The organism is Nonomuraea sp. NPDC050478, assembly GCF_044458265.1.
GTDB lineage: Bacteria > Actinomycetota > Actinomycetes > Streptosporangiales > Streptosporangiaceae > Nonomuraea > Nonomuraea ferruginea.
On sequence record NZ_JBITHT010000014.1, the window covers coordinates 44955 to 69619 of the forward strand.

Consider the following 24665-nt stretch of genomic DNA (forward strand, 5'->3'; position numbering starts at 1 on the left):
CTTGGCAGCGTAACGACGCGGTCCAGCTCGCCCATCAGCCGGGGTATCCACAGGCTGTGGATGAAAACGGGGGATTACCGATAACCAGTTCGGGGAAGGATGCAGGATTCGCCGGAATGGTGGGGATACCTGGGGTTATCGTGCGGGTAGTCGTCGCCGTCTCGGAGGTCGTGTGGACCGTCGCAGCTTCCTGGCCAGGGCGGCCGTGCTGGCGGCCGGGCCGTTCGCGGGGGTCGCGTGCGCGGGCGCGCGCGGCGGCGCCGTGCCCGTCACGGGCGACGGGCCGCGCGGAGGGTACGGGCGGCTGAGACCGGTGCGCGACCTGGCCGACGGCGAGGTCCGGCTGCACCTGCCCGAGGGCTTCCGCTACCGCTCGTTCGGCGCGGCCGGTGAACGGTTACCCGGCGGCGGCGTGGTGCCGGGCAGCCACGACGGCATGGCCGCGTTCCGCGGCCCGCGCGACACCGCGATCCTCGTCCGCAACCACGAGGTCGGCGGCCCCGTCAGCGCGTTCGGCGACCCTGACCTCGCCTACGACAGGATGGCCGGCGGCGGCGCCTTCACCCTGCGGGTCACCCGCGAAGGCGAGGTGCTCAAGAGCCGCCCGTCACTCAGCGGCACACTGCGGAACTGCTCCGGCGGCCCCATGCCGTGGGGCGCCTGGATCAGCTGCGAGGAGACCGTGGACGGCCCCGACGTGGCCGGCGCCGGCAACGACCGGCTGACCAGGAAGCACGGCTACGTCTTCGAGGTCCCCCTGAAGGGCGCCGCCAGCGGCCGGCCGATCAGGGCCGCGGGACGGTTCGCGCACGAGTCCGCCGCCTTCGACCCCGCCACCGGCACGCTCTATCTCACCGAGGACAACTACCACCATCCCTCGGGTTTCTACCGGTACGTCGCGCCGGAGCACCCGATGCGGGCCGGGCGGCTGCTCGACGGCGGCAAGCTGCAGATGCTCGCGGTCAAGGGCGAGCCGCGCGCCGACCTGTCCGTGGGACACCGCACCGGCGGCACGTTCGCCACCACCTGGGTGGACATCGAGGAGCCCGACCCCGCACTGCCCGCCGGGACGTCCAGGGCCCAGGCCGGGAAGGCCGTCGGCGGGCAGGGCAGGGCCGCGGGCGCGGCGGTCTTCGCCAGGCTCGAAGGCGCCGTCCACCACCGGGGCACCATCTACTTCGTCTCCACCCAGGGCGGCGACGCGGCCCCGGACGACGACCCGCCCGACGGCTTCGGCGACGGACGCGGCCAGGTCTGGGCGTACGAGACGTGGAGCGGCACGCTCAGGCTCGTCTACCAGTCGCCCCGCGCCGCCGCCCTCGACCTGCCCGACAACGTGACGGTCAGCGGCCGCGGCACGCTCGTGCTCTGCGAGGACGGCGACGGCGACAACTACCTGCGCGGGCTCACCAGGAACGGGGAGATCTTCGACTTCTGCCGCCTGGAGCCCATCCCGGGCGATCCCGGCGCCGAGTTCGCCGGCACCACGTTCGGGCCCGGCGGGCACACCCTGTACGTGAACGTCCAGGCGGAGCGGGGCCGCACGATCGCCATCTGGGGTCCCTGGGCACGAGGCGCCTTCTGACGTCCCCGTCGAGCGGATCTTCTGGGGGTAACCTGGGGCGATGATCCTCGGCATCGGGGTCGACGTGGTCGACATCGCACGCTTCCGCGACGCTCTGGAGCGCACACCCGCGCTGCGCGAGAGGCTGTTCACCGAGGTCGAGCGGGATCTCGCGATCCAGTCGCTGGCCGCCAGGTTCGCCGCCAAGGAGGCCGTGGCCAAGGCGCTCGGCGCGCCGCGCGGGCTGAGCCACCTGGAGGCCGAGGTGCGCCGCGACCGCAGCGGCAGGCCCGAGCTGTGCGTCACCGGCGAGGCCGCCGAGGTCGCCCGCCGGCTGGGGGTCCAGCGCTGGCACGTCTCGCTGAGCCACGACGGCGGCGTCGCGATGGCTTACGTGATCGCCGAAGGATAGTTTGGTCAGGGTGTTCACCGCCTACACCGCCGACCAGATCAGGACCGCCGAGCGCGCGCTGATGGCCACCCTGCCGCAGGGCACGCTCATGCTGCGCGCCGCGACCGGGCTGGCCGCGGTCTGCGCCGCCATGCTTCCCCGCGTGTACGGGAGCCGCGTCGTGTTGCTCGTGGGCAGCGGCGACAACGGCGGCGACGCCCTCCACGCCGGGGCGGTCCTCGCCAGGCGCGGCGCGGGGGTGACGGCGGTGCTCGCCGGCTCCCGCGTCCACGAGGCGGGCCTGGCCGCGCTCCTGGCCGCGGGCGGGGTGTCCCGGAAGCCCGGTGGCGGGGACGACGTCCGCCGTGCCGTCGAGGGCGCAGACCTGATCGTCGACGGGCTGGTCGGGATCGGGGCGTCGGGGGCGTTGCGCGAGCCGTACGCCGGGCTGGCGGAGACGGCCGGTCACGCCGCCGCGCCGGTCGTCGCCGTGGACGTGCCCAGCGGCGTCGACGCCTCCACCGGCAGGGTCGAGGGGGGCGCGGTCCGGGCGGCGGTGACGGTGACGATGGGGGCGCTCAAGACCGGCCTGCTGGTCGACCCGGGCGCCGCCCACGCGGGCCGGGTGGAGCTGATCGACATCGGGCTCGGCCCGTACCTGCCAGGTCCTGACGTCACCGCGCTCACCCGCGCGTCCGTACGGGCCACGCTGCCGCGACCGGCGGCCGCCTCCGACAAGTACCGCAGGGGAGTGGTCGGCGTCGTCGCGGGCAGCGACCAGTACACCGGCGCCGCGGTGCTCGCCGTCGGCGGCGCGCTGCACGCAGGGGCGGGCATGGTCCGCTACGCCGGGCCCTGCCGGCCAGTCGGACAGGTGCGGGCCCGCTGGCCCGAGGCGGTCGTGACCGAGCTGGACGAGCCGTCGATCGACGACGTGGGCCGGGTGCAGGCGTGGGTGCTCGGGCCCGGGCTCGGCACCGGCCGATGGGCCCGCGAGCTGGTCCTCCGGGTGCTCGCCACCGACGTGCCCGTGCTGGTGGACGCCGACGGCCTGAACGTCGTGGCCCACGACGTCTCGCTGCTCCGCCGTACCGCGCCGGTCCTGATCACCCCGCACGCGGGCGAGCTGGCGCGGCTGACCGGGGCGGCGCGCGGTGACATCGAGGCGGCGCCGCTCGCGCACGCGCGGGCGGCGGCGGCCGAGCTGGGCGTCACCGTGCTGCTCAAGGGGTCCACCACGGTCGTCGCCGAGGAGGGCGAGCCGGCCCGGGTCAACGGCACGGGCACGCCGTGGCTGGCCACCGGCGGCACCGGCGACGTGCTGTCCGGCATCGCGGGGTCGCTGCTCGCCCAGGGGCTCGGCGCGCGGGACGCGGGCTCGTGCGCCGCCTACCTGCACGGCCTGGCCGGGAGGATCGCCGCCGACGGAGCGCCGCTCACAGCCGCCGAGGTGGCCGAGGCGCTCCCCGCCGCCATCCGGGCGCTGGACGAAGAAAGCCCGCGGAGCCGGGTGCCGTGAGCGGCGAGACCGTGGGCCCTGCCGTCATCGGGGTTCTGAGCGGCGGAAATCGCGCTCGACCACGTTCAGGAGCTGCCAAACTAGAAGGATGAGCTCCCCGATGGCGACGCCCGCGGAGGCGCGGGTAGACCTGACCGCGATCAGGCACAACGTGGCGCTGCTGCGCGAGCGGGCGTCCGGCGCCGAGCTGATGACCGCCGTCAAGGCCGACGCCTACGGGCACGGGCTGGTGCCCGCCTCCGAGGCCATGCTGGAGGCCGGCGCGGGCCGGCTCGGCACCGCGTTCGTCCAGGAGGCGCTCGACCTGCGCGCCGCCGGCGTCACCGCGCCGATCCTGGCCTGGCTCATCACGCCCGGCGAGCCGATAGGCGAGGCGATCGGGGCCGACGTCGAGGTGTCGGCCTCCGACGAGCGGCTGCTCGGCGAGATCGCCGCCGCCGCCCGCGCCACCGGCGTCACCGCCCGCGTCCACCTGGAGGCCGACACCGGCATGAGCAGGGGCGGCGCGCCGCTCGCCGCCTGGCCCGGCCTGCTGCGCAAGGCGCTGGAGCTGCAGGCGGAAGGCGCCGTCGAGGTCGTCGGCATCTGGTCACACTTCGCCTGCGCCGACATCCCCGGCCATCCAGCCGTCGAATCCCAGACCGACGCCTTCGAGGCCGCGCTCAAACTGGCCGAGCAGGCGGGCGTGGCCGGCTCCCACGTGATCAGGCACCTCGCCAACTCGGCCGCCGTGATGACCCTGCCCAGGACGCACTTCGACATGGTGCGCGCCGGCATCGCCGTCTACGGCCTGAGCCCCGTCCCCGAGCTGGGCGACTTCGGGCTGCGCCAGGCCATGACGCTCGTCGCGCGCCTCGCCATGGTCAAACGGGTGGCGGAGGGCTCGGGGGTGTCCTACGGGCACCTCTACGTGACCGGCCGCGAGACCACGCTCGGCCTGGTCCCGCTCGGCTACGCCGACGGGATCCTGCGCCACGCGACCGACCGCGCGGAGGTGCTGGCCGGCGGCAGGCGAAGGCGGGTGGCCGGCCGCGTGTGCATGGACCAGTTCATGATCGATGTGGGTGACGACCCGTTGCGGGCAGGCGACGAGGTCGTCCTGTTCGGACCGGGAGACCAGGGCGAGCCGACCGCTCAGGAGTGGGCGGATACCCTCGGCACGATCACGCATGAGATCGTGACGAGGATCGGGGCGCGCGTGCCGAGGGTCTACGAGGGACAGAGGACATGACGACGACAACACGCCGCAGGTTCGGGATCGCCGGCGCGCTCGTCGGCGCGGCGTCCGCGGGCATCGCGGCCGCGGCCATGGCCAAGCGCTACGCGGTCGGCCGCATCCGCCTCCGCCCCGACCTGGAGGCCAGCGAGCCCTTCGGCGAGCTGGGCGGCAGCTCCCACACGCTCATCACCTCCGACGGCGTGGCCCTGCACGTCGAGGTCGACGGGCCGAAGGAGCGAAGGCCCCAAGAGGAAGGCGGCGACGACGGACACGACGGGCCGCTGACCGTCGTGCTGTGCCATGGCTACTGTCTCAGTCTCGAATCGTGGCACTACCAGCGCAGGGACCTGCGCGAGCACCACCGCGTCGTGGTGTGGGACCAGCGCTCACACGGCCGCTCCCAGCGCGCCGTCTCCGGCGACACCTCGATCGACCGGCTCGGCGACGACCTGGCCGAGGTGCTCGACCAGTTCGTGCCGGGGCCGTGCGTGCTCGTCGGCCACTCCATGGGCGGCATGACGATCATGGCGCTCGCCGACCGCCACCCGGAGCTGTTCGGCGACCGGGTGCGCGGCGTCGCCCTCATCGCCACCTCCGCGGGCAAGCTGGCCGAGCTGACGCTCGGGCTGCCCGCGCTGGTGTCCAAGGCCGTCCACAAGGTCGCCCCGAGCACGGTGTCGATGCTCGGCCGCCGGGGCTCGCTCGTCGACCGCACCCGCCACGCGGGCAGCGACATCGCCTTCCTGCTGACCCGCTACATGGCCTTCGGCGACTCCAAGAACGTCAGCCCCACCCTCGTCGACTTCGCCGAGTCCATGATCAGGGCGACCCCGACCGAGGTGGTCGCCGACTTCTACCCCGCGCTGATGAACCACGACAAGCTGTCCGCGCTGCACGTGCTCGACCCGGTGCCGACCGCGATCATGGTCGGTGACCAGGACTGGCTGACTCCCCCCGACCACAGCCGCGCCATGGCCGAGGCGCTGCCCAAGGCCCAGTTCATCGAGGTGCCCGACACCTCGCACCTGATCCAGCTCGAACGTCCCGGCGCCGTCACCGACGCGCTCCGCGACCTGATCAAGAGGGTGGGCGTGTGAGGCTGCGCACCGCCGAGGAGATGCGCGCGTACGGCACGCGCCTGGCATCCCTGCTGCGCCCCGGCGACCTGCTGGTCCTGTCGGGCCCGCTCGGCGCCGGCAAGACGACGCTCGTGCAGGGCATCGCCGAAGGGCTCAAGGTCCGCGGGCCGATCACCTCGCCCACGTTCGTCATCGCCCGGGTGCACCCGTCGCTGTGCGGCGGCCCCGCGCTGGTCCACGCCGACGCCTACCGGCTCGGCGGCGACCTGGAGGTGGACGACCTCGACCTCGACGCCTCGCTGGAGGAGTCGGTGACGGTCGTCGAGTGGGGCGAGGGCCTGGTCGAAGGGCTCGCCGAAGACCGCCTGGAGATCCACATCGACCGCGAGTCGGGCGACGACGCCCGCACCGTGACCCTGCGCGGCGTCGGCCCGCGCTGGGCCGACACGCCGACTGACGCCGCACAAGAGTAAAACCCGCACCAACTCCGGGTCATGCTGACACCCTTGACGTACCTTCGCCATGACGAGAAACATGATCATTGGTAAGGGTTGGCCCAGAAAATCTGGGTATCAGGAGGGCGGTATCCACGAAACCGGTGGATGCTAGTAAAAGAGCGGCGGAGTGGGGTGCGGCGGTGCTCAGGGTCAGGCGAGTCGCTTATGCGGGGGCCATCCTCATGATCGGCCTCATGGGCTGCGCGGCGGAGGCGCAGACACCGGCGGAAAGCTCCACGCCGACCGGCAGCCCGACAGGCACGGGCCAGCCGACCGCCACCACCACCGCGACCACGACGGCCACCACGACGGCCACGGCGACCGCCACTCCGGCGGTCTCCTCCATCTCGGTCCAGCTCAACCCCGATCGCGTCACTGCGGGCGAGAGCTCCACCGTGTGGATCCTGGCCAACTGCCCGGCGCCTCAGGGCGGGCCCGCCCACACCGGCACCGCCACGTCCAGGGCGTTCGTCAGCGGGGTCACGCTCAACCCGACCACCTCGGGCGGCACGCCCAGCCCGACCGGCAACGCCGGGGGCGACTGGGTGCGCGGTCAGGCGCAGATCTCCGGAACGGTCCGGCGCGGCTCGTACCGCGTGGACGTCAAGTGCGACGGCACCAACCACTCGGGCCGGGCCACCCTGCGCGTGGCGCGGGCGGAACCGCTGCCCAGCGACGTGCCCACCAGGGCGCCCAGGGCGGGCGGCGGCGGCACGTTCGGCAAGGAAGTCGACGAGGGCACGTCGATCCCGCTCGGCGGCGTCGGCGCGGCCATCGGGCTGGCGCTCGCCGTCGGCGTCGGCGTGGCGGTCAAGCGCCGCCGGTCCTAGTCATGGCGAGTTCCGGACGGGTGGTGCTCGCGGGCGCCGTCACGGGCCTGGTGCTGGTCGCCTTCGGCCAGAGCATGCAGCAGCCCGAGCAGGCCGCGGCCGCGGTCGTGCCCGAGACCATCGGCATCCCCTCGATCGACGTCGAGGCGCCGCTGATGAAGCTCGGCGTGAAGAACGGCGAGGTCGAGCTGCCGCCCTACGAGAAGCCCGAGATGGCGGGCTGGTACACCGGCAGCGTGGTGCCCGGCGAGAAGGGCGCCTCGGTGATCATCGGCCACGTCGACACCAAGACCGCGCCCGCCGTGTTCTACAAGCTCCGCCACCTGCGCAAAGGCTCGAAGGTACGGGTCGAGCGGAGCGACGGCAAGACCGTCACGTACAAGGTCGACGCCGTCGAGCAGGTGCACAAGGACGAGTTCCCGCTCAGGAAGGTGTACGTCGAGGACGGGCTCAAGCTCGTGACCTGCGGCGGAAGGTTCGACGCGGCCCAGGGCGAGTACGTCGACAACATCATCGTGTACGCGTCGCGCGCCTAAAACCGGTTGCTCCGCACCCGATCATGGATGCATGAGCACTCGGACGAACCCGCCGGCGACCGGCGTGCGCGTGCCCTGGCAGGACGTCCACGCCGGCGTGCGCGCCGCCGTGGAGGAGTTCCTCGGCGGCCGGGTGGCCGAGGCGGTCACCCAGGACGGCGGCTTCTCCCCGGCCGCGGCGGTGCGGCTGCGCACCGACGGGGGCCGCCGGGCCTTCGTCAAGACCGTGAGCCCGGAGCCGAACCCCGACGCCGTCCGCATCTACCGGGCGGAGGCCGCGATCTCCGCCGCGCTGCCCGCCGCCGTGCCCGCTCCCCGGCTGCTCACCTCGTTCGAGCTCGACGGCTGGGTGACGCTCGTGTTCGAGGACATCGAGGGGCGCCATCCGGTGACGCCGTGGCGCCGCGACGAGCTCGACCTGGTGCTGGCCGCCGTGCGGCGGATGGGCGCCGAGCTGACGCCGTCGCCCATCGACGCGCCGTCCATCGCGGAGCGGCTCGGTGACTCGTTCCGCGGCTGGCGCAGGCTCCTGGGCGAGGACACCGCCGGGCTCGACCCGTGGGCGCTGCGCCATCTCGCCGCGCTGGCCGAGCTGGAGTCCGGCTGGGCCGCGGGGGCCGCCGGCGACACGCTGCTCCACTCCGACCTGCGCGCCGACAACCTGCTGGTGGCCGGTGACCGGGTGTACGTCGTCGACTGGCCGTGGGCGTGCACGGGAGCCGCCTGGTTCGACCTCATGGCCATGCTGCCGTCGGTGGCCATGCAGGGCGGACCGCCGCCGCAGGAGCTGCTGCCCGACCCGGCCCCGGCCATCACCGCCGCGCTGGCCGGGCTGACCGGCTTCTTCCTGCGGCAGAGCCGTCAGTCGGCCCCGCCGGGGCTGCCCACCCTGCGCGCCTTCCAGCACGCGCAGGGCGTCGAGGCGCTGGAGTGGCTGCGCCACCGCACGGGCTGGGCCTGAGGAGCGCGTACGGGCGCGGTGGGGTGTGAGCCGCGGGTAGGCTAAACAGTCGTGCTGGTCCTGGCCTTTGACACCGCGACGCCCGCCGTCACCGCCGCTGTCCACGACGGCGAGCGGGTGCTCGCCGAATCCACGACGATCGACGCGCGCCGCCACGGCGAGCTGCTGGCGCCGGCCGTCGAGCGGGTGCTCGCCGAGGCGGGCGTGCCGCTGCGCGAGGTGACGGCCGTCGTCGCGGGCCGCGGCCCCGGCCCCTACACCGGCCTGCGCGTCGGGCTGATGACCGCGCAGGCGCTGGCGGCCACGCTCGGCGTGCCCGCCCACGGCATCTGCACCCTCGACGCGCTGGCGTACGGCAGCGGCCTCGACGAGCCGTTCCTGGTGGCGACCGACGCGCGGCGCAAGGAGGTCTTCTGGGCCCGCTACGCCGACCGGCGCACCAGGCTCGACGGCCCCTCCGTCGACAAGCCTGCCGAGGTGCCCGTCGAGGGTCTGCCGGTGGTCGGCGCCGGAGCCGGTCTCTACCCCGGCGCGCTCGGCCCGGCCCGCGAGCCCGCCTACCCGCACGCCGGGTTCCTGGCCGCGCTGGCGGCCGAGCGCATCGCGGCGGGCGTGCCGCTCGACGAGGCCCGCCCGATCTACCTGCGCCGCCCCGACGCGGCCGTGCCGGGCGCGCCCAAGCGGGTGACGGCGTGAGGCTGCGCCAGATGACCGAGGGCGACCTGCCGGAGGTCATGGCGATCGAGCGCGCCACGTTCCCGCTCGACGCGTGGAGCGAGGGCATGATGCGGGGCGAGCTGGCCGACCAGCCGCGCACCAGACACTACGTGGTGGCCGTGGTCGACGACGTGATCATCGGCTACGCCGGGGTCGCGGTCGCCGCCGACCAGGCCGACGTGCAGACGATCGCGGTGCTGCCCGCCCACCGCGGCACCGGCGTCGGCGCCGCCATGCTCACCGAGCTGCTGGCCGAGGCGCGCCGCCGCGGGGCTCGCGAGATCTTCCTGGAGGTGCGGGAGGACAACCCGGTGGCGCGCGGCCTCTACGAGCGATTCGGGTTCGAGAGCATCGGCACCCGCCGCCGCTACTACGACGACGGCACCGACGCGATCATGATGAGAAGGAAGCAGGATGGCTGACGCACCCCTGGTCCTGGGCATCGAGACGTCCTGTGACGAGACCGGCATCGGCCTCGTCAGGGGCCACACGCTGCTGGCCAACACCATCGCCTCCAGCATGGACGAGCACGCCCGCTACGGCGGCGTGGTGCCCGAGGTCGCCTCGCGCGCCCACCTGGAGGCCATGACGCCCACCGTGGACGCGGCGCTGGCCGCGGCCGGGGTGAAGCTCTCCGACGTCGACGCGGTGGCCGTCACCGCCGGGCCGGGGCTGGCCGGGGCGCTGCTGGTCGGCGTGGCCGCCGCCAAGTCGTACGCCCTCGGCCTGGGCGTCCCGCTCTACGGCGTCAACCACCTGGCCGCGCACGTCGCCGTCGACCAGCTCGAACACGGGCCGCTGCCCAAGCCGTGCATCGCCCTGCTGGTGTCCGGGGGCCACTCCTCGCTGCTGCTGGTGCCCGACGTCGCCGCGGACGTGATCTCGCTCGGGTCCACCGTGGACGACGCGGCGGGGGAGGCGTTCGACAAGGTGGCGCGGGTGCTCGGGCTGCCGTTCCCCGGCGGCCCGTACATCGACAAGGCGGCCCGCGACGGCTCCGGCACGGCCGTCGCCTTCCCTCGCGGCAAGATCGACGACGGCACGCTCGACTTCTCCTTCTCCGGGCTCAAGACCGCCGTCGCACGCTGGGTGGAGGCCCGCGAGGCCGCGGGCGAGCGCATCCACGTGCCCGACGTGGCGGCCTCGTTCCAGGAGGCGGTCGTCGACGTGCTGACCCGCAAGGCGTTGCAGGCGTGCCGGAAGTACGACGTGCACGACCTGCTCATCGGCGGCGGGGTGGCGGCCAACTCACGGCTGCGCGCCCTGGCCCAGGAGCGGTGCGACGCGGCGGGCGTGCGGCTGCGCGTGCCCCGCCCGGGGTTGTGCACCGACAACGGCGCCATGGTGGCCGCGCTCGGCTCCGACCTGGTGGCTGCCGGGATCGCGCCCTCCGCGCTGGACATCCCCGCCGACTCGTCCCTGCCGATCACGACCGTCAACGTCTGACCGCGCGGGCGCGCTCAGACGGTCTCGTCCAGCTGTTCGGCCAGCCGCTCCAGCCCGCCCTTGATGAGCCGGCCGTAGCCGTCGTCGCCGAGTGCGCCGATCTCGGCCCGCGCCTGCTGGAGGTGCTCGCGGGCGCGGCCGAGATCGCCCAGCTTCCGGTAGCACTCACCCAAGTTCAGATGCAACGACGGATACAGGCCGGCCACCGACAGCGGCACCCCGGCCTCGGCCACCCGCTCGTCGGTGACCTGGCCGACGGCGGCGAGCGCCCGCAGGTCCCACGTCAGTTCCTCGTGCACGTCGTCCTGCACGTCGGCCATCGAGTGGGCGAGGACGCAGACATGCAGCGGGTCGCCCTGCTCGCCGCCGATGTCGTCCCAGATCTGCGCGAACAGGTCACGAGCGGCATCACGCTGCCCTTGGTGGTGATGTAACTCCACTCCCTGGGCGATCCGGGCCATCGTGGGGTCGGTGGTCATGAGCGGCTCCTCCACTGTCGCTGGCGATCATGGTGAGCCTACTCGCCGTGCGTCGCTCAGCGCCCTTCCGCCGGCTCGCGTACGGGGGAGCCGGGTCAGTCCTTGGCGCGGCTCGGTCGCAGCAGTGCTTCGGCGAGTGCCAGCATGGTCTCCTCCAGGGCGCCCAGGCGCTTGTTGAGGTCGGTGGTGGCGGGCTGGACGATGTCCGAGACGGTCTCGGCGAGCGTGTCGCGGTCGGGGCGGGAGCGGACGATCTCGGCGAGCGAGGCGGCCGCCTCGGTCAGCCGTTCGCCGTGGGTGTCGAGCAGCTCGCCGATGCCGAGGGCGGCGGGCAGGCCGTCGATGCGGCGGCCGACCGCCTCCAGGGTCTCGCCGGCCTGCTCGGCGCGGGTGTTGAGGCCGGTCAGGTGGGCGTCGAGGCCCTCGACCCGGTGGGCCAGGCGCTCCTCGGCCTCGCCCAGGCGCCCGTCGAGCGAGGTCAGGCGGTCGTCGATGCCGGCGAAGCGGTCCTCGTGGCGGCCCGCGGCCTTGCCGAGGCGGCCGTCGACGGCCTCCAGGCGCTCGTCCTGCGCGGTCAGCCGGTCCTCGACCGTGTCGAACCGCCCGACCTGGGCGGTCAGCCGCTCGTCGATGGCGTCGAACCTGTCCGCGTGCGTGACGAGGTGCCGGTCGACGGTGTCGAAGCGGCCGGTCAGCCGTGTGTCCGCGGCGTCGAGGCGGTCGGCGTGGGCGGCGAGACGCTCGTCGATCACGTCGAAGCGGCCTGTGTGCGTGTCGAGGTGCTCGTCGATGGCGTCGAAGCGGCCCGCGTGGGAGGCCAGGCGGGCGTCGAGGGCGTCGAAGCGGCCGGTGTGGGAGGTCACGCGGGCGTCCACGCCGCGCAGGCGGGCGTCGACGTCGGCCAGGCTCTCCTCGGCCGTCTCGAACCGGGTGTCGAGCGCCATGAGCCGGCTCTCGACCCGGTCGACCCGGCCGTCGACGCCGTCGAAGCGCCCGGACAGGTGCTCGTCGACCTCGTCGACCCGGGCCCGCACCTCGCGGGCGGCGCTCGCCACCCGCTCGTCGAAGGTGTCGGACAGGTCGAGCACCACGCCCTCGACGCGGTCGGTGCGGGAGTTGAGCTCGGCCAGCGACTTGTCGAGCCGGGTGAACCGGCCGGCGGCCACCTCCATGCCCGCGCTCACCTGCGCCAGCCTGGCCGTGACGTCACCCATCCGCTTGGCCATGTCGTCGGTGAAGTCGACCACCGTCTGCAGCCGGCCCAGCGTCTCCTCCATCCCCTCGCACACGGCGGTGACGTCGGCGCGCAGCTTCGGCAGCTCCATGACCGGGTGGACGCGCTTGCCGACCGACTCCACGGCCGAGTCGACGCCGCCGACCTGCTCGCCCACCGCGTCGACGTGGTCGCGCACCGCCTCGACGTGCTGGGCCAGGCCCTCGGCCCACAGGGGCGGCTTGGCGGCGATGTCGTCCAGCCGGCCGCTGACGGTCTCCAGGGTGCCGCTCAGGCCGCCCAGTTCGCGCTCGCGCACCTCGCGCAGGAGCCATTCCATGCCCTCCAGCCGCTGGCGGATCTCGTCGAGCACGGCTCCCTGCGTGCGCTGCTCGTACACGTGATCCTGGGCGGCACGCGCCAGCAGCTCCCGCATCCGCTCCGAGATGGCGGTCTGGCCACCCGCCGCCTGCAGCAGAGTGGTGTGGTTGGAATGGTCCACCGAAAGGCTCCTTCGCTGTCGACGGTCTGCCGCGTAGCGGTGGGATGGTCCGATTTGCAGATAAGAAGGAGAACGCGGCTCACCGCAAGAGGGGGGAGGACTCCCGCCCGCCCACCTTAGCCTTTCGATCAAGGTCCGTCAGGGGCGAAGAAAAACGTCGCGCTTATCGGTGAATCGCCCTGATTTGTCATTCACGCAGGTGGGCTGGGGTCGCAGATCAGGACAGTGGGCTTATCGGATACGCGCGTCAGAATGACCACGGCGGTCCTGTCGCCGGAAAGCCTGAGGTCGGCCCGCAGGCGTTCTATATCGACCGCCGAGCCGCGTTTCTTGATGACGGCGTTGCCCACTCCGCGCTCCCTCAGCGCGGCCCTGAGCCGCTTCAGCGAGAACGGCAGCACGTGCTGTATTTCGTAGCGGGTGGCCCACGGGGTGTCGACCGGCTCGTCCCCCGAGATGTAGGCGATCATCGGGTCGGGCAGCCATCCGCGCACCAGCTCGGCCACCTCGCCGACGAGATGCGCCCTGACGGCCGCACCGTCCGGCTCGTACACGTACCGCCCGACCGGCCCGGTGGCCGCGCGGGCGCCGGTGGCGGTGAGCGTGTGCCCGCCCGGCAGCAGCGTCGCGCGCCGCGCCCCCTCCGGCGGGCGGCCGGTCCACAGGGTGGCCTCCTTCACCTCGCCCTTGTACGAGACCCATTCGGCCTCCGCGTCGTCCGGGATGAACTCGTACGGGATGCCCGGAGCGACCTTCACGCAGCCGACCCGCGCCCTGCCCAGCAGGCCGAGCACCACGGGCCAGGACGGCGAGTAGGCGAGCGGGTCGAACGTCCTGCCCCTGGAGGTGCGCCGGGCGGGGTCGGCGAACAGCACGTCGTAGGCCTCCGGCCGCACCTCGGCGGCGTCGCCCACCCGTACGGTCACCCGGTCGGCCACCCCGAGCGCCTCGGCGTTGGCCCTGGCCACGGCGACCGAGAGCGGGTCGGTGTCCACGGCGTCGACCGCGCAGCCGGCCCGCGCCAGCGCCAGCAGATCGCCCCCGACGCCGCAGCAGGCGTCGGCCACGCGCGGCCCGGGAGCCGCGCCCAGCCGCCGCGCCCGGTGGGCGGCCACCTCGGCCCTGGTCGCCTGCTCCAGGCCGTGCGGGGTGAAGAACATGTGCCCGGCGTCGGCGCCGAACTTGGCCTTGGCCCGCTCGCGCAGCCGGGCCTGGGTGAGCGCGGCCGAGGTGAGCGCGGCGTCCTGGGTCCTGCGCAGCCGCGTGGCGGCGGCGACGGGGTCGGCGCCGACGAGCTCCTGCGCCTCGGCCAGGGCTTCGCGGCCGCGCGGGGTCAGCAGCGCGGTGAAGGCGTCGAGATCCACGGCATACGACGGTAGCGCCCGTACGGAGTGCTTCCGGGCCAGCGTGTCGGCCCGTGAGGGGCCCGCGCGGACGTAGGCTGGAGCTCCAGGAGGCTCCGGAGTCCGGGTCGACCTCGTGAAAGCTTGCCCACGATCGCTGTGAGCAGACGAGTTCGTGTTGACTGTCAAGCCCCTCTTGCATATGTTTCCTGTTGGCACTCTCCCCGTGAGAGTGCCAACGTGCGACGAGGCAGGTCTGGCACCCGCGACGGCAGGCCCAGCTGGTCGCCTCTTCTAATCAGTCACATCTGAAGGGGAGGTCCGATCGTGACGACCGCCACCAAGGTTCCCGTTAAGCCGCTCGGCGACCGCATCGTGGTTCAGCCGCTTGAGGCAGAGCAGACCACCGCTTCCGGCCTGGTCATTCCCGACACCGCCAAGGAGAAGCCGCAGGAGGGCAAGGTCCTCGCGGTGGGCCCCGGCAACTGGGACGAGGACGGCGAGAAGCGGATTCCGCTCGACGTCAGTGAGGGCGACATCGTCCTCTACAGCAAGTACGGCGGCACCGAGGTCAAGTACGGCGGCGAGGAGTACCTCGTGCTCTCCGCCCGCGACGTTCTCGCGATCATCGAGAAGTAAGCCGGTTGTGTCGGGCCCCGGGCGCTCTAGAGCCCCGGGGCCTTCGACGCTAGGAGAGGACTTTCAGCAAAAATGGCGAAGATCCTGGAATTCAACGAGGACGCCCGCCGCGCGCTCGAGCGCGGCGTCAACGCCCTCGCGGATGCCGTGAAGGTAACCCTCGGCCCCCGCGGCCGCAACGTCGTCATCGACAAGAAGTTCGGTGCTCCGACGATCACGAACGACGGCGTGACCATCGCCCGCGAGATCGAGCTTGAGGAGCGCTACGAGAACCTCGGCGCCCAGCTCGCCAAGGAAGTGGCCACCAAGACCAACGACATCGCGGGTGACGGCACCACCACCGCGACCGTCCTGGCCCAGGCCATGGTCCGTGAGGGCCTGCGCAACGTCGCGGCCGGCGCCTCGCCGCTGTCGCTCAAGCGCGGCATCGACAAGGCCGCCAAGGAGGTCAGCGACAAGCTGCTCGCCTCCGCCCGGCCGGTCGAGGACAAGAAGGAGATCGCCAACGTCGCGACGATCTCCGCCCAGGACGCCAAGATCGGCGAGCTGATCGCCGAGGCGTTCGACAAGGTCGGCAAGGACGGCGTGCTGACCGTCGAAGAGTCCAACGCCATGGGCATGGACCTGGAGTTCACCGAGGGTCTCCAGTTCGACAAGGGCTACCTGTCGGCCTACATGGTCACCGACACCGAGCGCATGGAGGCCGTCCTGGAGGACGCCTACATCCTGCTCACCCAGGGCAAGATCTCCTCCATCGCGGACTTCCTCCCGCTGCTGGAGCAGATCGCCCAGACCAAGAAGCCGCTGCTCGTGGTCGCCGAGGACGTCGAGGGCGAGGCCCTGGCCGTCCTGGTCACCAACAAGATCCGCGGCACGTTCACCTCCGTCGCCGTCAAGGCCCCGGGCTTCGGCGACCGCCGCAAGGCGATGCTGCAGGACATGGCCATCCTCACCGGCGGCCAGGTCGTCAGCGAGGAGATCGGCCTCAAGCTGGAGAACGTCGGCCTGGAGGTGCTCGGCACCGCCCGCCGCATCGTGATCGACAAGGACAGCACCACGATCGTCGACGGCGCCGGTGACGCCGCGGCCATCGAGGACCGCGTCAAGGAGATCAAGCTCGCGATCGAGCAGTCCGACAGCGACTGGGACCGCGAGAAGCTCCAGGAGCGCCTGGCGAAGCTGGCCGGCGGCGTGTGCGTGCTGCGCGTCGGCGCCGCCACCGAGGTGGAGCTCAAGGAGAAGAAGCACCGTCTCGAGGACGCGATCTCCGCGACCCGCGCGGCCATCGAGGAGGGCATCGTCTCCGGCGGCGGCTCGGCGCTGATCCACGTCGCCAAGGAGCTCGACGACCTCGGCCTGACGGGCGACGAGGCGACCGGTGTGGCCATCGTGCGCCGCGCACTGGTCGAGCCGACCCGCTGGATCGCCGAGAACGCCGGTCTGGAGGGCTACGTCGTCACGCACAAGGTGGCGGAGCTGTCCGCCGGCAACGGCCTCAACGCCGCCACCGGCGAGTACGGCGACCTGCTCGCCCAGGGCGTCATCGACCCGGTCAAGGTCACCCGCTCGGCCGTGCAGAACGCCGCGTCGATCGCGGGGATGCTGCTGACCACCGAGGCGCTCGTCGTCGACAAGCCCGAGGAGGAGGCTCCGGCCGCCGGCCAGGGCCACGGTCACGGCCACGGTCACTGACCCACGTTCGGCTCCTCACGGCCCGCACCGGCTCCGGTGCGGGCCGTCGTGGTTTTCGGTCACCGCCCGGACCGGTTTCGCAGTCGTACCTGCTTTCGAAACGCCAGTGGTATGTCATGTTGCGGGCGGCGAATCTTGATGGAGAATGTCGGATTAATTCGGTAAACCTCAAGCAGGCGGTAAGCGTCCACGTCTGACAAATGTCGTGCGTATCGGGTTATTCGGTGAAATATTGCGCCACAGCCAAAGGCTTAGTGTTGTCATCCGATTACCGAGAGTTATCGTCGCGTCAATGTGACCAATCCGTAGCCGTTCGCCATGACGACATGCCGGATCAACGCGGGCATCATGCCTATCGTGAGCGAGGGAAGCGTCGCCGACGCCAAAATTGGGGTAAGGCTCGCGTCGAGACTTCCGGCACGGACGGATGACTCCGACCTAAGAGAACTGACAACCCTCGCCGTGCAGGGCGATCGCACCGCGATCGAATCCTTGCTCGGCGAGTTGCGTCCGATGGTGGTGCGCTATTGCCGCGCCAGGCTGGGCAGGGTGTCAGGGCAATATCACATAGCAGATGACGTGGCCCAGGAAGTGTGCATCGCGGTCCTGTCCGCGCTGCCGCGATACCGCGACATGGGACGGCCGTTCGCGTCCTTCGTGTTCGGCATCGCCTCGCACAAGGTGGCCGACGCGCTGCGCAGCTCCGTGCGCTCGGCCGTGCCGACGCAGGACCTGCCCGACGGGCCCGACGACGGGCCGGGGCCGGAGGAGACCGTCGTCCGCTACATCGAGGTGGAGCACGCCCGCAGGCTGCTCGCCCGGCTGCCGCGCAACCAGCGCGAGCTGCTGCTGTTGCGTGTGGTGTCCGGGCTGTCCGCCGAGGAGACCGGTAATGTACTCGGCATGTCACCAGGCGCCGTACGCGTCGCCCAGCACCGGGCGCTCGCCAGGCTGAGGCAGATGGCCGAGCTGGAGTCCGCTTGACGCCAGAGGACGAGAGCGACGCGCTGCTCGACGCGCTCGCCGCCGGAGGGCTTCCCGACCACCACGACCCCGCCGCGCGGGTGCTCGCCGTGCTGGTCGCGGACGTCCTCGATCAGCGGCGCTCCTCGGTGTCGATGACGCCGTCGACGTAGCCTCTGGCGTACTCCCAGGTGACGTAGTCGGCCGGGTCGGGATGGAACGCCGGCTCGTGCACCTGCGGCCGGCCCTGCTCGATCATCTGGCGCAGGTTGCCGCGCAGCAGGTCCCAGTCGAAGAAGTGCTGCTCGCCGCACTCCGGGCAGTCGAGCACGAGCCCCAGCACGCCCTGCGGCTCGAGCAGGGAACGGAAGACCTCCACGTCGGCCAGGTCGGTGATCGCCTCGTCGCGCTCGGCGGCGGTCAGCGGCTCGGCGTCGTCGAGCCCGCCCATCGCCGAGGACGGGTCGTCGGGATCATCCGCGAACGGGTCGCGGGGGACGTCTTCCGGCACCTTCCCACCATAAGACCGGGGCGGCGCCCATGGTGGTCATTGGTCGAGCCATCCGCGCCGCGCCGCCTCCACACCCGCCTGGAACCGCGACTGCGCCCCCAGCTCGGTCATGGCCTCGGCGAACCTCGTGCGCACCGTACGGACCGACACGCCGAGGTGGCGGGCGATCGCCTCGTCCGACAGGCCCTGCGCGGCCAGGCGGACCACCTGCGCCATGGCGTCGCCCCTGCGCCCCCACGGCAGCGGGACCGCCCTGCTCCACAGCTCCTCGAACAGCGAGCTCAGCATGCCCACCACGATCGGGGTGCGCAGCAGGTAGAAGTTGTACGCGACCTCGGGCAGGTTGCCGCCCCACCGGGCGGGCAGGCCGGCGGCCTCCGCCCCGGCCGTCATGAACCAGCTCGGCACCCTGTCGAGGGTCCGCATGCTGCCCCCGGTGGCGATCACACGCGTCATCGCGTCGCGGACCCCCGGCAACGTCAGCGCGTCGACCGGCACGACGGCGCGGATCACCATCAGGCCCCGCTCCTGGGCGTCGATCCACGGGTCGGCGAACTTGCGGGCGAAGTCCGTCATCGTGCGCCCGTCGGGGATCGCGACGAGCAGGGTGAGCGGCGGCGCCTGCACCGCCATGCCCATGACGCTCTCGTACAGCACGTCGGCGCCGCTGACCAGCTCGACGGGGAACGGGCCGCTCCGGTAGTCGCGGCCCATGTCGTAGTCGCGGATCAGGGTGCGGATCGAGCCCAGCGCGCTGTCGATCCTGCGGCTCTCCTCGGCGAGCAGGTCGAGGCGGTCCGCCACCAGCCGGCCCAGGGCGGCCGCGGGGTGCCTGGCGAGGTACTCGCCCGACTGCTCGTCGACCACCCCCAGCCTGACCAGGTCGTCGAGCTGGCCGGCCAGGGTGTCGACCGGGCCGTTCATGACCTCGGCGAGCTCGCTCCGGGTGGCCCGGTGGAGGCGCAGGACAGCCGTGTAGAGGGCCGTCTGGGTGGGGTCGAGGCCCAGCGTTTCGAGCGGATCGGCCAGGGTCCGCTGCTCGTTGCGCATCGTGGCGTGCTCCGTTGGGGGGATACGGCGTGCCTGAGGATAACCCGGCATCCGGCGGTTGTCCGCAGGTTGGGCCGGAGGGGTGCAACTTCGTGCAATTGCACGTTTTCACGTTGCGGCATGCCGAAGAGTGACCCAGGCTTAACAGAGCGTCGGCAGCCCAGGCGGCCGGAGCGACGCAGGCCATCAGGACGCGGAGGGGGGTTCGGTGGCCACGGCGCGCTCCCGGCCCGGATGCCGGTGGCCGGGGGGCGGACGGCAGATCGTTCCGCCCTCCGGCTCTTTCGATGCCGGGAGCACGACGAACCGTGGGGGTCCTCGTCCTCCCGGCATCCATACGTTTTGCGCACACCCTCTAGACTTGGCGTCATCAGGCGAGGCAGGGAGGGGCCGCGGCATGTCCAAGTTCACGGAGACGGGTCTGACGTTCGACGACGTGCTGCTCGTGCCGGCCTACTCGGATCTCCAGCCGGGCGAGGCCGAGACGGTCACCCGGCTCTCGCGCGGCATCACGCTCAACATCCCGCTGGTCTCCGCCGCGATGGACACCGTGACCGAGGCCCGCATGGCCGTCGCCATGGCCCGCCAGGGCGGCATCGGCATCCTCCACCGCAACCTGTCGATCGAGGAGCAGGCCCAGCAGGCCGACCTGGTCAAACGGTCCGAGGCCGGCATGGTCACCAACCCCGTGACGTGCAGCCCCGACGACACGCTGGCCGAGGTCGAGCGGCTGTGCGCCACCTACCGCATCTCCGGCGTGCCGGTCACCGACCCGTCGGGCATCCTCGTCGGCATCGTGACCAACCGCGACATGCGCTTCGAGACCGACCACACGCGTCCCGTACGCGACGTCATGACGAAGATGCCGCTGGTCACCGCCCCGGTCGGGGTCTCGCGCGACGACGCGTTCGCCCTCCTGCGGCGTAACAAGATCGAGAAGCTGCCCCTGGTCGACCCCGACGGCAGGCTGCGCGGCCTGATCACGGTCAAGGACTTCACCAAGAGCGAGCAGTACCCCCTGGCCACCAAGGACGCCGACGGCCGGCTCGTCGTCGGCGCCGCCGTGGGCGTCGGCGGCGACGCCGAGACCCGGGCCAGGGCGCTGATCGAGGCCGGCGTCGACGTCATCGTGGTCGACGTCGCCCACGGCCACTCCAAGGGCCTGGCCGACATGATCGGCAAGATCAAGGCCAACGCCAAGGTCGACGTCATCGGCGGCAACATCGCCACCAGGGCCGGCGCCCAGATGCTGGTCGACGCGGGCGCCGACGCCGTCAAGGTGGGCGTGGGCCCCGGTTCCATCTGCACCACCCGGGTGGTCGCCGGCGTGGGCGCGCCCCAGATCACCGCCATCCACCAGGCGTCACTGGCCTGCGCGCCGGCGGGCGTGCCGGTCATCGGCGACGGCGGGCTGCAATACTCCGGCGACATCGCCAAGGCCATCGCCGCCGGCGCCCACTCGGTCATGCTCGGCTCGCTGCTGGCCGGCTGCGAGGAGTCGCCGGGCGAGCTGATCTTCATCAACGGCAAGCAGTTCAAGTCCTACCGCGGCATGGGCTCCCTCGGCGCGGTGCGCAACCGCGAGCGGGGCGGCACCTCCTTCAGCAAGGACCGCTACGCGCAGGCCGGGGTCGACGGCGAGGACAAGTACATCCCGGAGGGCATCGAGGGTCAGGTGCCCTACCGCGGGCCGGCCGCCGCCGTCGCCCACCAGCTCGTCGGCGGGCTGCGCCAGGGCATGTGGTACGCGGGCTGCCGCACCATCGAGCAGATGCACACCGACTGCGAGCTGATGCCCATCACCGCGGCGGGTCTCAAGGAGAGCCATCCCCACGACATCCAGATGACCGTGGAAGCTCCTAACTATCACAGAAGGTAATCCATGACTCAGCAGGTGGAGATCGGCCGGGGCAAGTCGGGCCGCCGGGCCTACTCGCTCGACGAGATCGGCCTCGTGCCGTCGCGGCGCACCCGCGACCCGGAAGAGGTCTCGATCGCCTGGCAGATCGACGCGTACCGGTTCGAGCTGCCCGTCGTCGTCGCCCCGATGGACAGCGTGGTCTCGCCGGCCACCGCGATCGAGATCGGCCGGCACGGCGGGCTGGCCCCGCTCGACCTCGAAGGTCTCTGGACCCGCTACGAGGACCCGACCCCGCTGCTGGAGGAGTGCGCCTCCCTCAGCGCCGAGGCTGCCACCAAGCGCCTCCAGGAGATCTACACGGCCCCGATCCAGGAGGACCTGATCGGGCGGCGCATCGAGGAGATCAGGGCCGCGGGCGTCACCACCGCCGTCCGGCTGTCGCCGCAGCGGGTCGTGCAGTACCACAAGGCGGTCATCGACGCCGGCGTCGACATCTTCGTCATCCGCGGCACCACGGTCTCCGCCGAGCACGTCTCCGGCCGGGCCGAGCCGCTGAACCTCAAGCAGTTCATCTACGAGCTTGACGTGCCGGTCATCGTCGGCGGCTGCGCCACCCACACCGCCGCCCTCCACCTGATGCGCACCGGCGCGGCCGGCGTGCTGGTCGGCTTCGGCGGCGGCGCCTCCCACACCACCCGCAACGTGCTGGGCGTCGCGGTGCCGATGGCGACCGCGGTCTCCGACGTGGCGGCGGCCCGGCGCGACTACATGGACGAGTCCGGCGGCCGCTACGTGCACGTCATCGCCGACGGCGGCATGGGCACCTCCGGCGACATCGCCAAGGCCATCGCCTGCGGGGCCGACGCCGTCATGGTGGGCTCGCCGCTGGCCAGGGCCGTCGAGGCGCCGGGGCGCGGCTTCCACTGGGGCTCCGAGGCCCACCACCCCGACCTGCCGCGCGGGCGCCGGGTCGAGTTCGGCACCGTGGGCTCGCTGGCGCAGATCCTGCACGGTCCTTCGAGCGTGGCCGACGGGTCGATGAACCTCATGGGCGCGCTGAAGCGGACGATGGCGTCCACGGGTTACTCCGACATCAAGGAGTTCCAGCGGGTGGAGGTCGTGGTCTCGCCCGTCCAGAGCTGATCCCGCCGGTGGTCAGGGCCCGGTTCCGGCCATGCGGAACCGGGCGTCCAGGAGGTCGCCGAAGGTGGCCATCAGGTCGCCCCAGTCGCCGTTCGCGTTGGCGACCACCGCGCGCGAGCCGTCGCGGTCGGCCATGGCGTAGCTCCACGAGCCGGGCACGGCTCCGCCCCCTCCCCAGACCGTGACGCCGCAGGAGAGCCGCTGGGAGTAGACGCCCAGGCCGTAACGGGCGTGCGGGACCCACCCCGTCCCCTCGGTGGAGACCGTGGTGAACATCTCCCGCCGCAGGCCGGGCGGGAGCAGCCGGCCGCGCAGCAGCGCGTGCAGGAACGCGTGCAGGTCCGCGGTCGTCGAGACCATGCCGCCGGCGGCCCAGGCCCAGCTCAGGTCCGTCGCGGTCACGTCGTGGATCTCCGCGTCGGGCTGCTTCGCGTAGTGCCGCGCGTGCGGCTCGCGGAGTGTCTGGTCGTCCCCGGGGAGGTACGTGCCGGTCAAGCCGAGCGGCCGGGTGACGTGCCGCGCGATCTCCTCGGCGAGCGTCGAGCCCGTCACCCGTTCGACGATCATCCCGGCGAGGTTGTAGTTGACCTTCGAGTAGCGGAAGCCGCCCGGCTCCTCCAGGGGCGGCGTCTCCAGGCCCGGGATGACGTCCGGCAGGCCACTGGTGTGGTTGAGCAACCGCCTGACGCTGATCGTCGTGCCGTCGGCGCCGAGCTGCTCCTCGGCCAGGCCGGGCAGCCACGTCGCCACCGTGTCGTCCAGCGTCAGCCCGCCCTCGGCCACCAGCCGCAGGACCACCACCGCGGTGAACGCCTTGGTGAGGCTGCCGATCCTGAAGTGCTCGCCCGGCCGGCGCGCCCGGCGGGTCGTCAGGTCGGCCACGCCCGCCGTGCCGAACCAGGACCGGTCGGCGTCGCGTACGTCGGCGACGATCCCGGGCACCCCGCCACCGGCGACCGCCCAGTCGAGGACGCGCTGGATTCCCGCGTTCATTCGTTGATCAGCTCCAGGGCTCGGGACAGTAGGGCGGCGCGGTCGACGCCGGCCAGGGCGAGGGCGCGCGGGACCGTGCCCACCTCGGCGTGCAGGATCCCGACCAGCACGTGTGCCGGTCGCAGGTCCTTCTTGCGTGCCGCGGACGCGAAGCTCCGCTCCAGGGCGAGCCTGCCCGTGGCGCCCATGCCAGGCCGGCGTCCGGGTAGGACACTCGACCGGGGGAGGCCGAAGGCGGCGGACACGCCGACGGCGCTCAGGCTGTGCTCGAACTCGCGGTCGAGCGCGGCGCGGACGGCCTGGTGACCGAGCCCGGCCTCGGCGAGGACGCGCTGCGGCGCGGTGTCCTCCTGGGCCGCGACCGCCAGCAGGAGGTGCTGCGCCTCGATCGTCGGCGATCTGTCCCGCCGGGCCTCGGCCTCTCCCTCGGTGAGGATCGCGTGCAGGTACGCGTCGAACGGTCTCACGGTGAACGTCTCCTCAGCTTGACGCCCGCGGCGATGAGTCGCTTGGCGTGCTTGCGGTGGACCGCCTGACGCGTCACACCGAGTGCCTCGGCGACCTGCGGCCAGCTCCAGCCCGCACGCATCGCCTCCTCGACGGCGGCGTCCTCTAGCTGGTCGGCCAGACGCCGCAACGCCACCACGGCCGCCAGCGCGTCGCCGGGCTCCTGGGGAGGGGGGATCTCACTCACGGGCATGCAAGCAACGTTAGTTGACTAATCCGAAATTAGTCAACATAGGTTGCTCAGGCGAGGAAGGCGGCCAGCACCGGGGCGAGGGCGTCCGGCTGGACGTCGTGGGTCTGGCCGTCGAGGGATCGGTGCTCGGCCGTGGGGATGGCGTCCGCGGTGGCCTCGGCGGCGCCCTGGAGCCCGTTCGGGCTTTCGCCGCCGGACAGGACCAGGGCGGGGATGGTGATCGCCGACGCCAGGTCGTGCGGCACCCGGCCGCCGCCGAGCAGTTCGTCGTCGTACGCGAGAGTGGGCGCGATCGCCTCCAGCGCCGCCCACATCGGCTGACCGCGCATGCCGTCGATGGCCTGGGCGGGCATCCCGACGTGGGCCATGAACAGCGCGACGGCCTCGCCTCTCATCCCGGCGGCGAGCAGCTCGCGCAGGCGGGCGGTGTACGCCCCGTTGCCGGGGTCGTCGATGTACGGCGGCTCGTACAGGGCGAGCCTGGTGATGCCGGGGCCGGTCGCCGCGGCTCTCAGGGCGAGGGCGGCGCCTGAGGAGATGCCGTAGACGTACGCCTCGCCGCCGGCCTCGGCGATGAGCGCCCGCAGGTCCTCGATCTCGCGTTCGGGCGCGTACGGCGGGGTGTCGGTGCTCTCGCCGCGCCCGCGCCGGTCGTACGCGTGGACGGTGAACGACGAGCTCAGCAGGGCGGCGAGCGGCCGCATCGGGCCCGCGGCGCGGTGGCACATGGCGCCGTCGACCAGGACGAGCGCGGGGCCGTCGCCGGAGCGCTCGTAGCCGATCACGGTGCCGTCGGGTGAGGTGAGTGTCGGCATGA

27 protein-coding genes are annotated in these 24665 nt (G+C 72.4%); 18 read left to right on the forward strand and 9 right to left on the reverse strand.

Annotated elements, in window-relative coordinates:
• Window positions 1-172 precede the first annotated feature (172 nt).
• From ACIBF7_RS43515 to tsaD, 12 genes are all read left to right on the forward strand, one after another.
• On the forward strand, window positions 173-1585 hold the full coding sequence (locus tag ACIBF7_RS43515; protein WP_397199757.1) for an alkaline phosphatase PhoX: 1413 nt from the start codon (window positions 173-175) through the stop codon (window positions 1583-1585).
• A gap of 40 nt (window positions 1586-1625) precedes the next feature.
• On the forward strand, window positions 1626-1976 hold the full coding sequence (locus ACIBF7_RS43520; protein ID WP_148036814.1) for a holo-ACP synthase: 351 nt from the start codon (window positions 1626-1628) through the stop codon (window positions 1974-1976).
• A 10-nt stretch (window positions 1977-1986) separates the two neighbouring features.
• Window positions 1987-3474, forward strand: coding sequence for an NAD(P)H-hydrate dehydratase (locus ACIBF7_RS43525; protein WP_397199758.1), 1488 nt, complete (start codon window positions 1987-1989; stop codon window positions 3472-3474).
• 100 nt (window positions 3475-3574) lie between these two features.
• On the forward strand, window positions 3575-4705 hold the full coding sequence (gene alr, locus ACIBF7_RS43530; RefSeq protein ID WP_397199777.1) for an alanine racemase: 1131 nt from the start codon (window positions 3575-3577) through the stop codon (window positions 4703-4705).
• Window positions 4702-5790 carry an alpha/beta fold hydrolase gene (locus tag ACIBF7_RS43535; RefSeq protein WP_397199759.1) on the forward strand — a complete coding sequence of 363 codons (1089 nt, stop codon included), beginning with the start codon at window positions 4702-4704 and terminating at the stop codon, window positions 5788-5790. Before alr ends, ACIBF7_RS43535 begins: the two co-directional genes overlap by 4 nt.
• Window positions 5787-6245 carry a tRNA (adenosine(37)-N6)-threonylcarbamoyltransferase complex ATPase subunit type 1 TsaE gene (gene tsaE / locus ACIBF7_RS43540; RefSeq protein WP_397199760.1) on the forward strand — a complete coding sequence of 153 codons (459 nt, stop codon included), beginning with the start codon at window positions 5787-5789 and terminating at the stop codon, window positions 6243-6245. The genes ACIBF7_RS43535 and tsaE overlap by 4 nt, the downstream gene beginning before the upstream one ends.
• Window positions 6246-6451: 206 nt before the next feature.
• Window positions 6452-7099 carry a hypothetical protein gene (locus tag ACIBF7_RS43545; protein WP_187281615.1) on the forward strand — a complete coding sequence of 216 codons (648 nt, stop codon included), beginning with the start codon at window positions 6452-6454 and terminating at the stop codon, window positions 7097-7099.
• A 2-nt stretch (window positions 7100-7101) separates the two neighbouring features.
• Window positions 7102-7635: a class F sortase gene (locus ACIBF7_RS43550; protein WP_187281616.1), complete on the forward strand. Its 534-nt coding sequence runs from the start codon at window positions 7102-7104 to the stop codon at window positions 7633-7635.
• 31 nt (window positions 7636-7666) lie between these two features.
• Window positions 7667-8596: a phosphotransferase family protein gene (locus ACIBF7_RS43555; protein WP_397199761.1), complete on the forward strand. Its 930-nt coding sequence runs from the start codon at window positions 7667-7669 to the stop codon at window positions 8594-8596.
• A gap of 51 nt (window positions 8597-8647) precedes the next feature.
• Entirely contained in the window at window positions 8648-9292 is a 645-nt protein-coding gene (gene tsaB / locus ACIBF7_RS43560) for a tRNA (adenosine(37)-N6)-threonylcarbamoyltransferase complex dimerization subunit type 1 TsaB (protein WP_148036821.1), read from the forward strand.
• A gap of 11 nt (window positions 9293-9303) precedes the next feature.
• The gene (gene rimI / locus ACIBF7_RS43565) at window positions 9304-9735 is read left to right on the forward strand and encodes a ribosomal protein S18-alanine N-acetyltransferase (RefSeq protein ID WP_271274761.1); all 432 of its coding nucleotides are present in this window, start codon (window positions 9304-9306) and stop codon (window positions 9733-9735) included.
• Complete coding sequence (gene tsaD / locus ACIBF7_RS43570; RefSeq protein ID WP_148036822.1) at window positions 9728-10759, forward strand: tRNA (adenosine(37)-N6)-threonylcarbamoyltransferase complex transferase subunit TsaD; 1032 nt, start codon at window positions 9728-9730, stop codon at window positions 10757-10759. Before rimI ends, tsaD begins: the two co-directional genes overlap by 8 nt.
• Window positions 10760-10773: 14 nt before the next feature.
• Here the strand turns inward: tsaD and ACIBF7_RS43575 are convergent, their stop codons facing one another.
• The 3 genes from ACIBF7_RS43575 to ACIBF7_RS43585 all read right to left on the reverse strand — a co-directional run bounded on the left by ACIBF7_RS43575 (window position 10774) and on the right by ACIBF7_RS43585 (window position 14317).
• Window positions 10774-11238: a tetratricopeptide repeat protein gene (locus tag ACIBF7_RS43575; protein ID WP_148036823.1), complete on the reverse strand. Its 465-nt coding sequence runs from the start codon at window positions 11236-11238 to the stop codon at window positions 10774-10776.
• A 95-nt stretch (window positions 11239-11333) separates the two neighbouring features.
• Entirely contained in the window at window positions 11334-12953 is a 1620-nt protein-coding gene (locus tag ACIBF7_RS43580) for a hypothetical protein (protein WP_397199762.1), read from the reverse strand.
• 191 nt (window positions 12954-13144) lie between these two features.
• Complete coding sequence (locus tag ACIBF7_RS43585; protein ID WP_397199763.1) at window positions 13145-14317, reverse strand: methyltransferase domain-containing protein; 1173 nt, start codon at window positions 14315-14317, stop codon at window positions 13145-13147.
• 303 nt (window positions 14318-14620) lie between these two features.
• Here ACIBF7_RS43585 and groES point away from each other — a divergent pair, with 303 nt between their 5' ends.
• The 4 genes from groES (at window position 14621) to ACIBF7_RS43605 (ending at window position 17763) form a co-directional block, all read left to right on the forward strand.
• Complete coding sequence (groES, locus tag ACIBF7_RS43590; protein ID WP_219545199.1) at window positions 14621-14935, forward strand: co-chaperone GroES; 315 nt, start codon at window positions 14621-14623, stop codon at window positions 14933-14935.
• 72 nt (window positions 14936-15007) lie between these two features.
• Window positions 15008-16627, forward strand: coding sequence for a chaperonin GroEL (gene groL / locus ACIBF7_RS43595; protein WP_271274693.1), 1620 nt, complete (start codon window positions 15008-15010; stop codon window positions 16625-16627).
• A 348-nt stretch (window positions 16628-16975) separates the two neighbouring features.
• Window positions 16976-17611, forward strand: a complete 636-nt coding sequence (locus ACIBF7_RS43600; RefSeq protein ID WP_148036828.1) for a sigma-70 family RNA polymerase sigma factor — start codon at window positions 16976-16978, stop codon at window positions 17609-17611.
• Window positions 17608-17763 carry a hypothetical protein gene (locus tag ACIBF7_RS43605; protein ID WP_187281617.1) on the forward strand — a complete coding sequence of 52 codons (156 nt, stop codon included), beginning with the start codon at window positions 17608-17610 and terminating at the stop codon, window positions 17761-17763. The genes ACIBF7_RS43600 and ACIBF7_RS43605 overlap by 4 nt, the downstream gene beginning before the upstream one ends.
• On the opposite strand, the gene ACIBF7_RS43610 is transcribed toward ACIBF7_RS43605, so the two are convergent.
• Both ACIBF7_RS43610 and ACIBF7_RS43615 read right to left on the reverse strand, forming a co-directional pair.
• Complete coding sequence (locus tag ACIBF7_RS43610; protein WP_271274694.1) at window positions 17724-18101, reverse strand: DUF5319 family protein; 378 nt, start codon at window positions 18099-18101, stop codon at window positions 17724-17726. The genes ACIBF7_RS43605 and ACIBF7_RS43610 overlap by 40 nt on opposite strands.
• Before the next feature lie 36 nt (window positions 18102-18137).
• Entirely contained in the window at window positions 18138-19151 is a 1014-nt protein-coding gene (locus ACIBF7_RS43615) for a helix-turn-helix transcriptional regulator (protein ID WP_148036830.1), read from the reverse strand.
• A gap of 397 nt (window positions 19152-19548) precedes the next feature.
• Here ACIBF7_RS43615 and guaB point away from each other — a divergent pair, with 397 nt between their 5' ends.
• Both guaB and ACIBF7_RS43625 read left to right on the forward strand, forming a co-directional pair.
• Window positions 19549-21030 carry an IMP dehydrogenase gene (gene guaB / locus ACIBF7_RS43620; RefSeq protein ID WP_148036831.1) on the forward strand — a complete coding sequence of 494 codons (1482 nt, stop codon included), beginning with the start codon at window positions 19549-19551 and terminating at the stop codon, window positions 21028-21030.
• A 15-nt stretch (window positions 21031-21045) separates the two neighbouring features.
• Window positions 21046-22155 (forward strand): GuaB3 family IMP dehydrogenase-related protein, encoded by a 1110-nt coding sequence (locus tag ACIBF7_RS43625; protein WP_271274762.1) that lies wholly within the window; start codon window positions 21046-21048, stop codon window positions 22153-22155.
• A 12-nt stretch (window positions 22156-22167) separates the two neighbouring features.
• Here the strand turns inward: ACIBF7_RS43625 and ACIBF7_RS43630 are convergent, their stop codons facing one another.
• Genes ACIBF7_RS43630 through ACIBF7_RS43645 form a run of 4 tightly spaced genes read right to left on the reverse strand, consistent with a single transcriptional unit; the run spans window position 22168 to window position 24663 of the window.
• Complete coding sequence (locus ACIBF7_RS43630; RefSeq protein ID WP_271274695.1) at window positions 22168-23148, reverse strand: serine hydrolase; 981 nt, start codon at window positions 23146-23148, stop codon at window positions 22168-22170.
• Complete coding sequence (locus ACIBF7_RS43635; protein WP_271274696.1) at window positions 23145-23615, reverse strand: Clp protease N-terminal domain-containing protein; 471 nt, start codon at window positions 23613-23615, stop codon at window positions 23145-23147. Before ACIBF7_RS43635 ends, ACIBF7_RS43630 begins: the two co-directional genes overlap by 4 nt.
• Window positions 23612-23848, reverse strand: a complete 237-nt coding sequence (locus ACIBF7_RS43640) for a hypothetical protein (RefSeq protein WP_148036834.1) — start codon at window positions 23846-23848, stop codon at window positions 23612-23614. The genes ACIBF7_RS43635 and ACIBF7_RS43640 overlap by 4 nt, the downstream gene beginning before the upstream one ends.
• A 47-nt stretch (window positions 23849-23895) precedes the next feature.
• Window positions 23896-24663 (reverse strand): alpha/beta fold hydrolase, encoded by a 768-nt coding sequence (locus ACIBF7_RS43645; RefSeq protein WP_397199764.1) that lies wholly within the window; start codon window positions 24661-24663, stop codon window positions 23896-23898.
• Window positions 24664-24665: the final 2 nt, after the last annotated feature.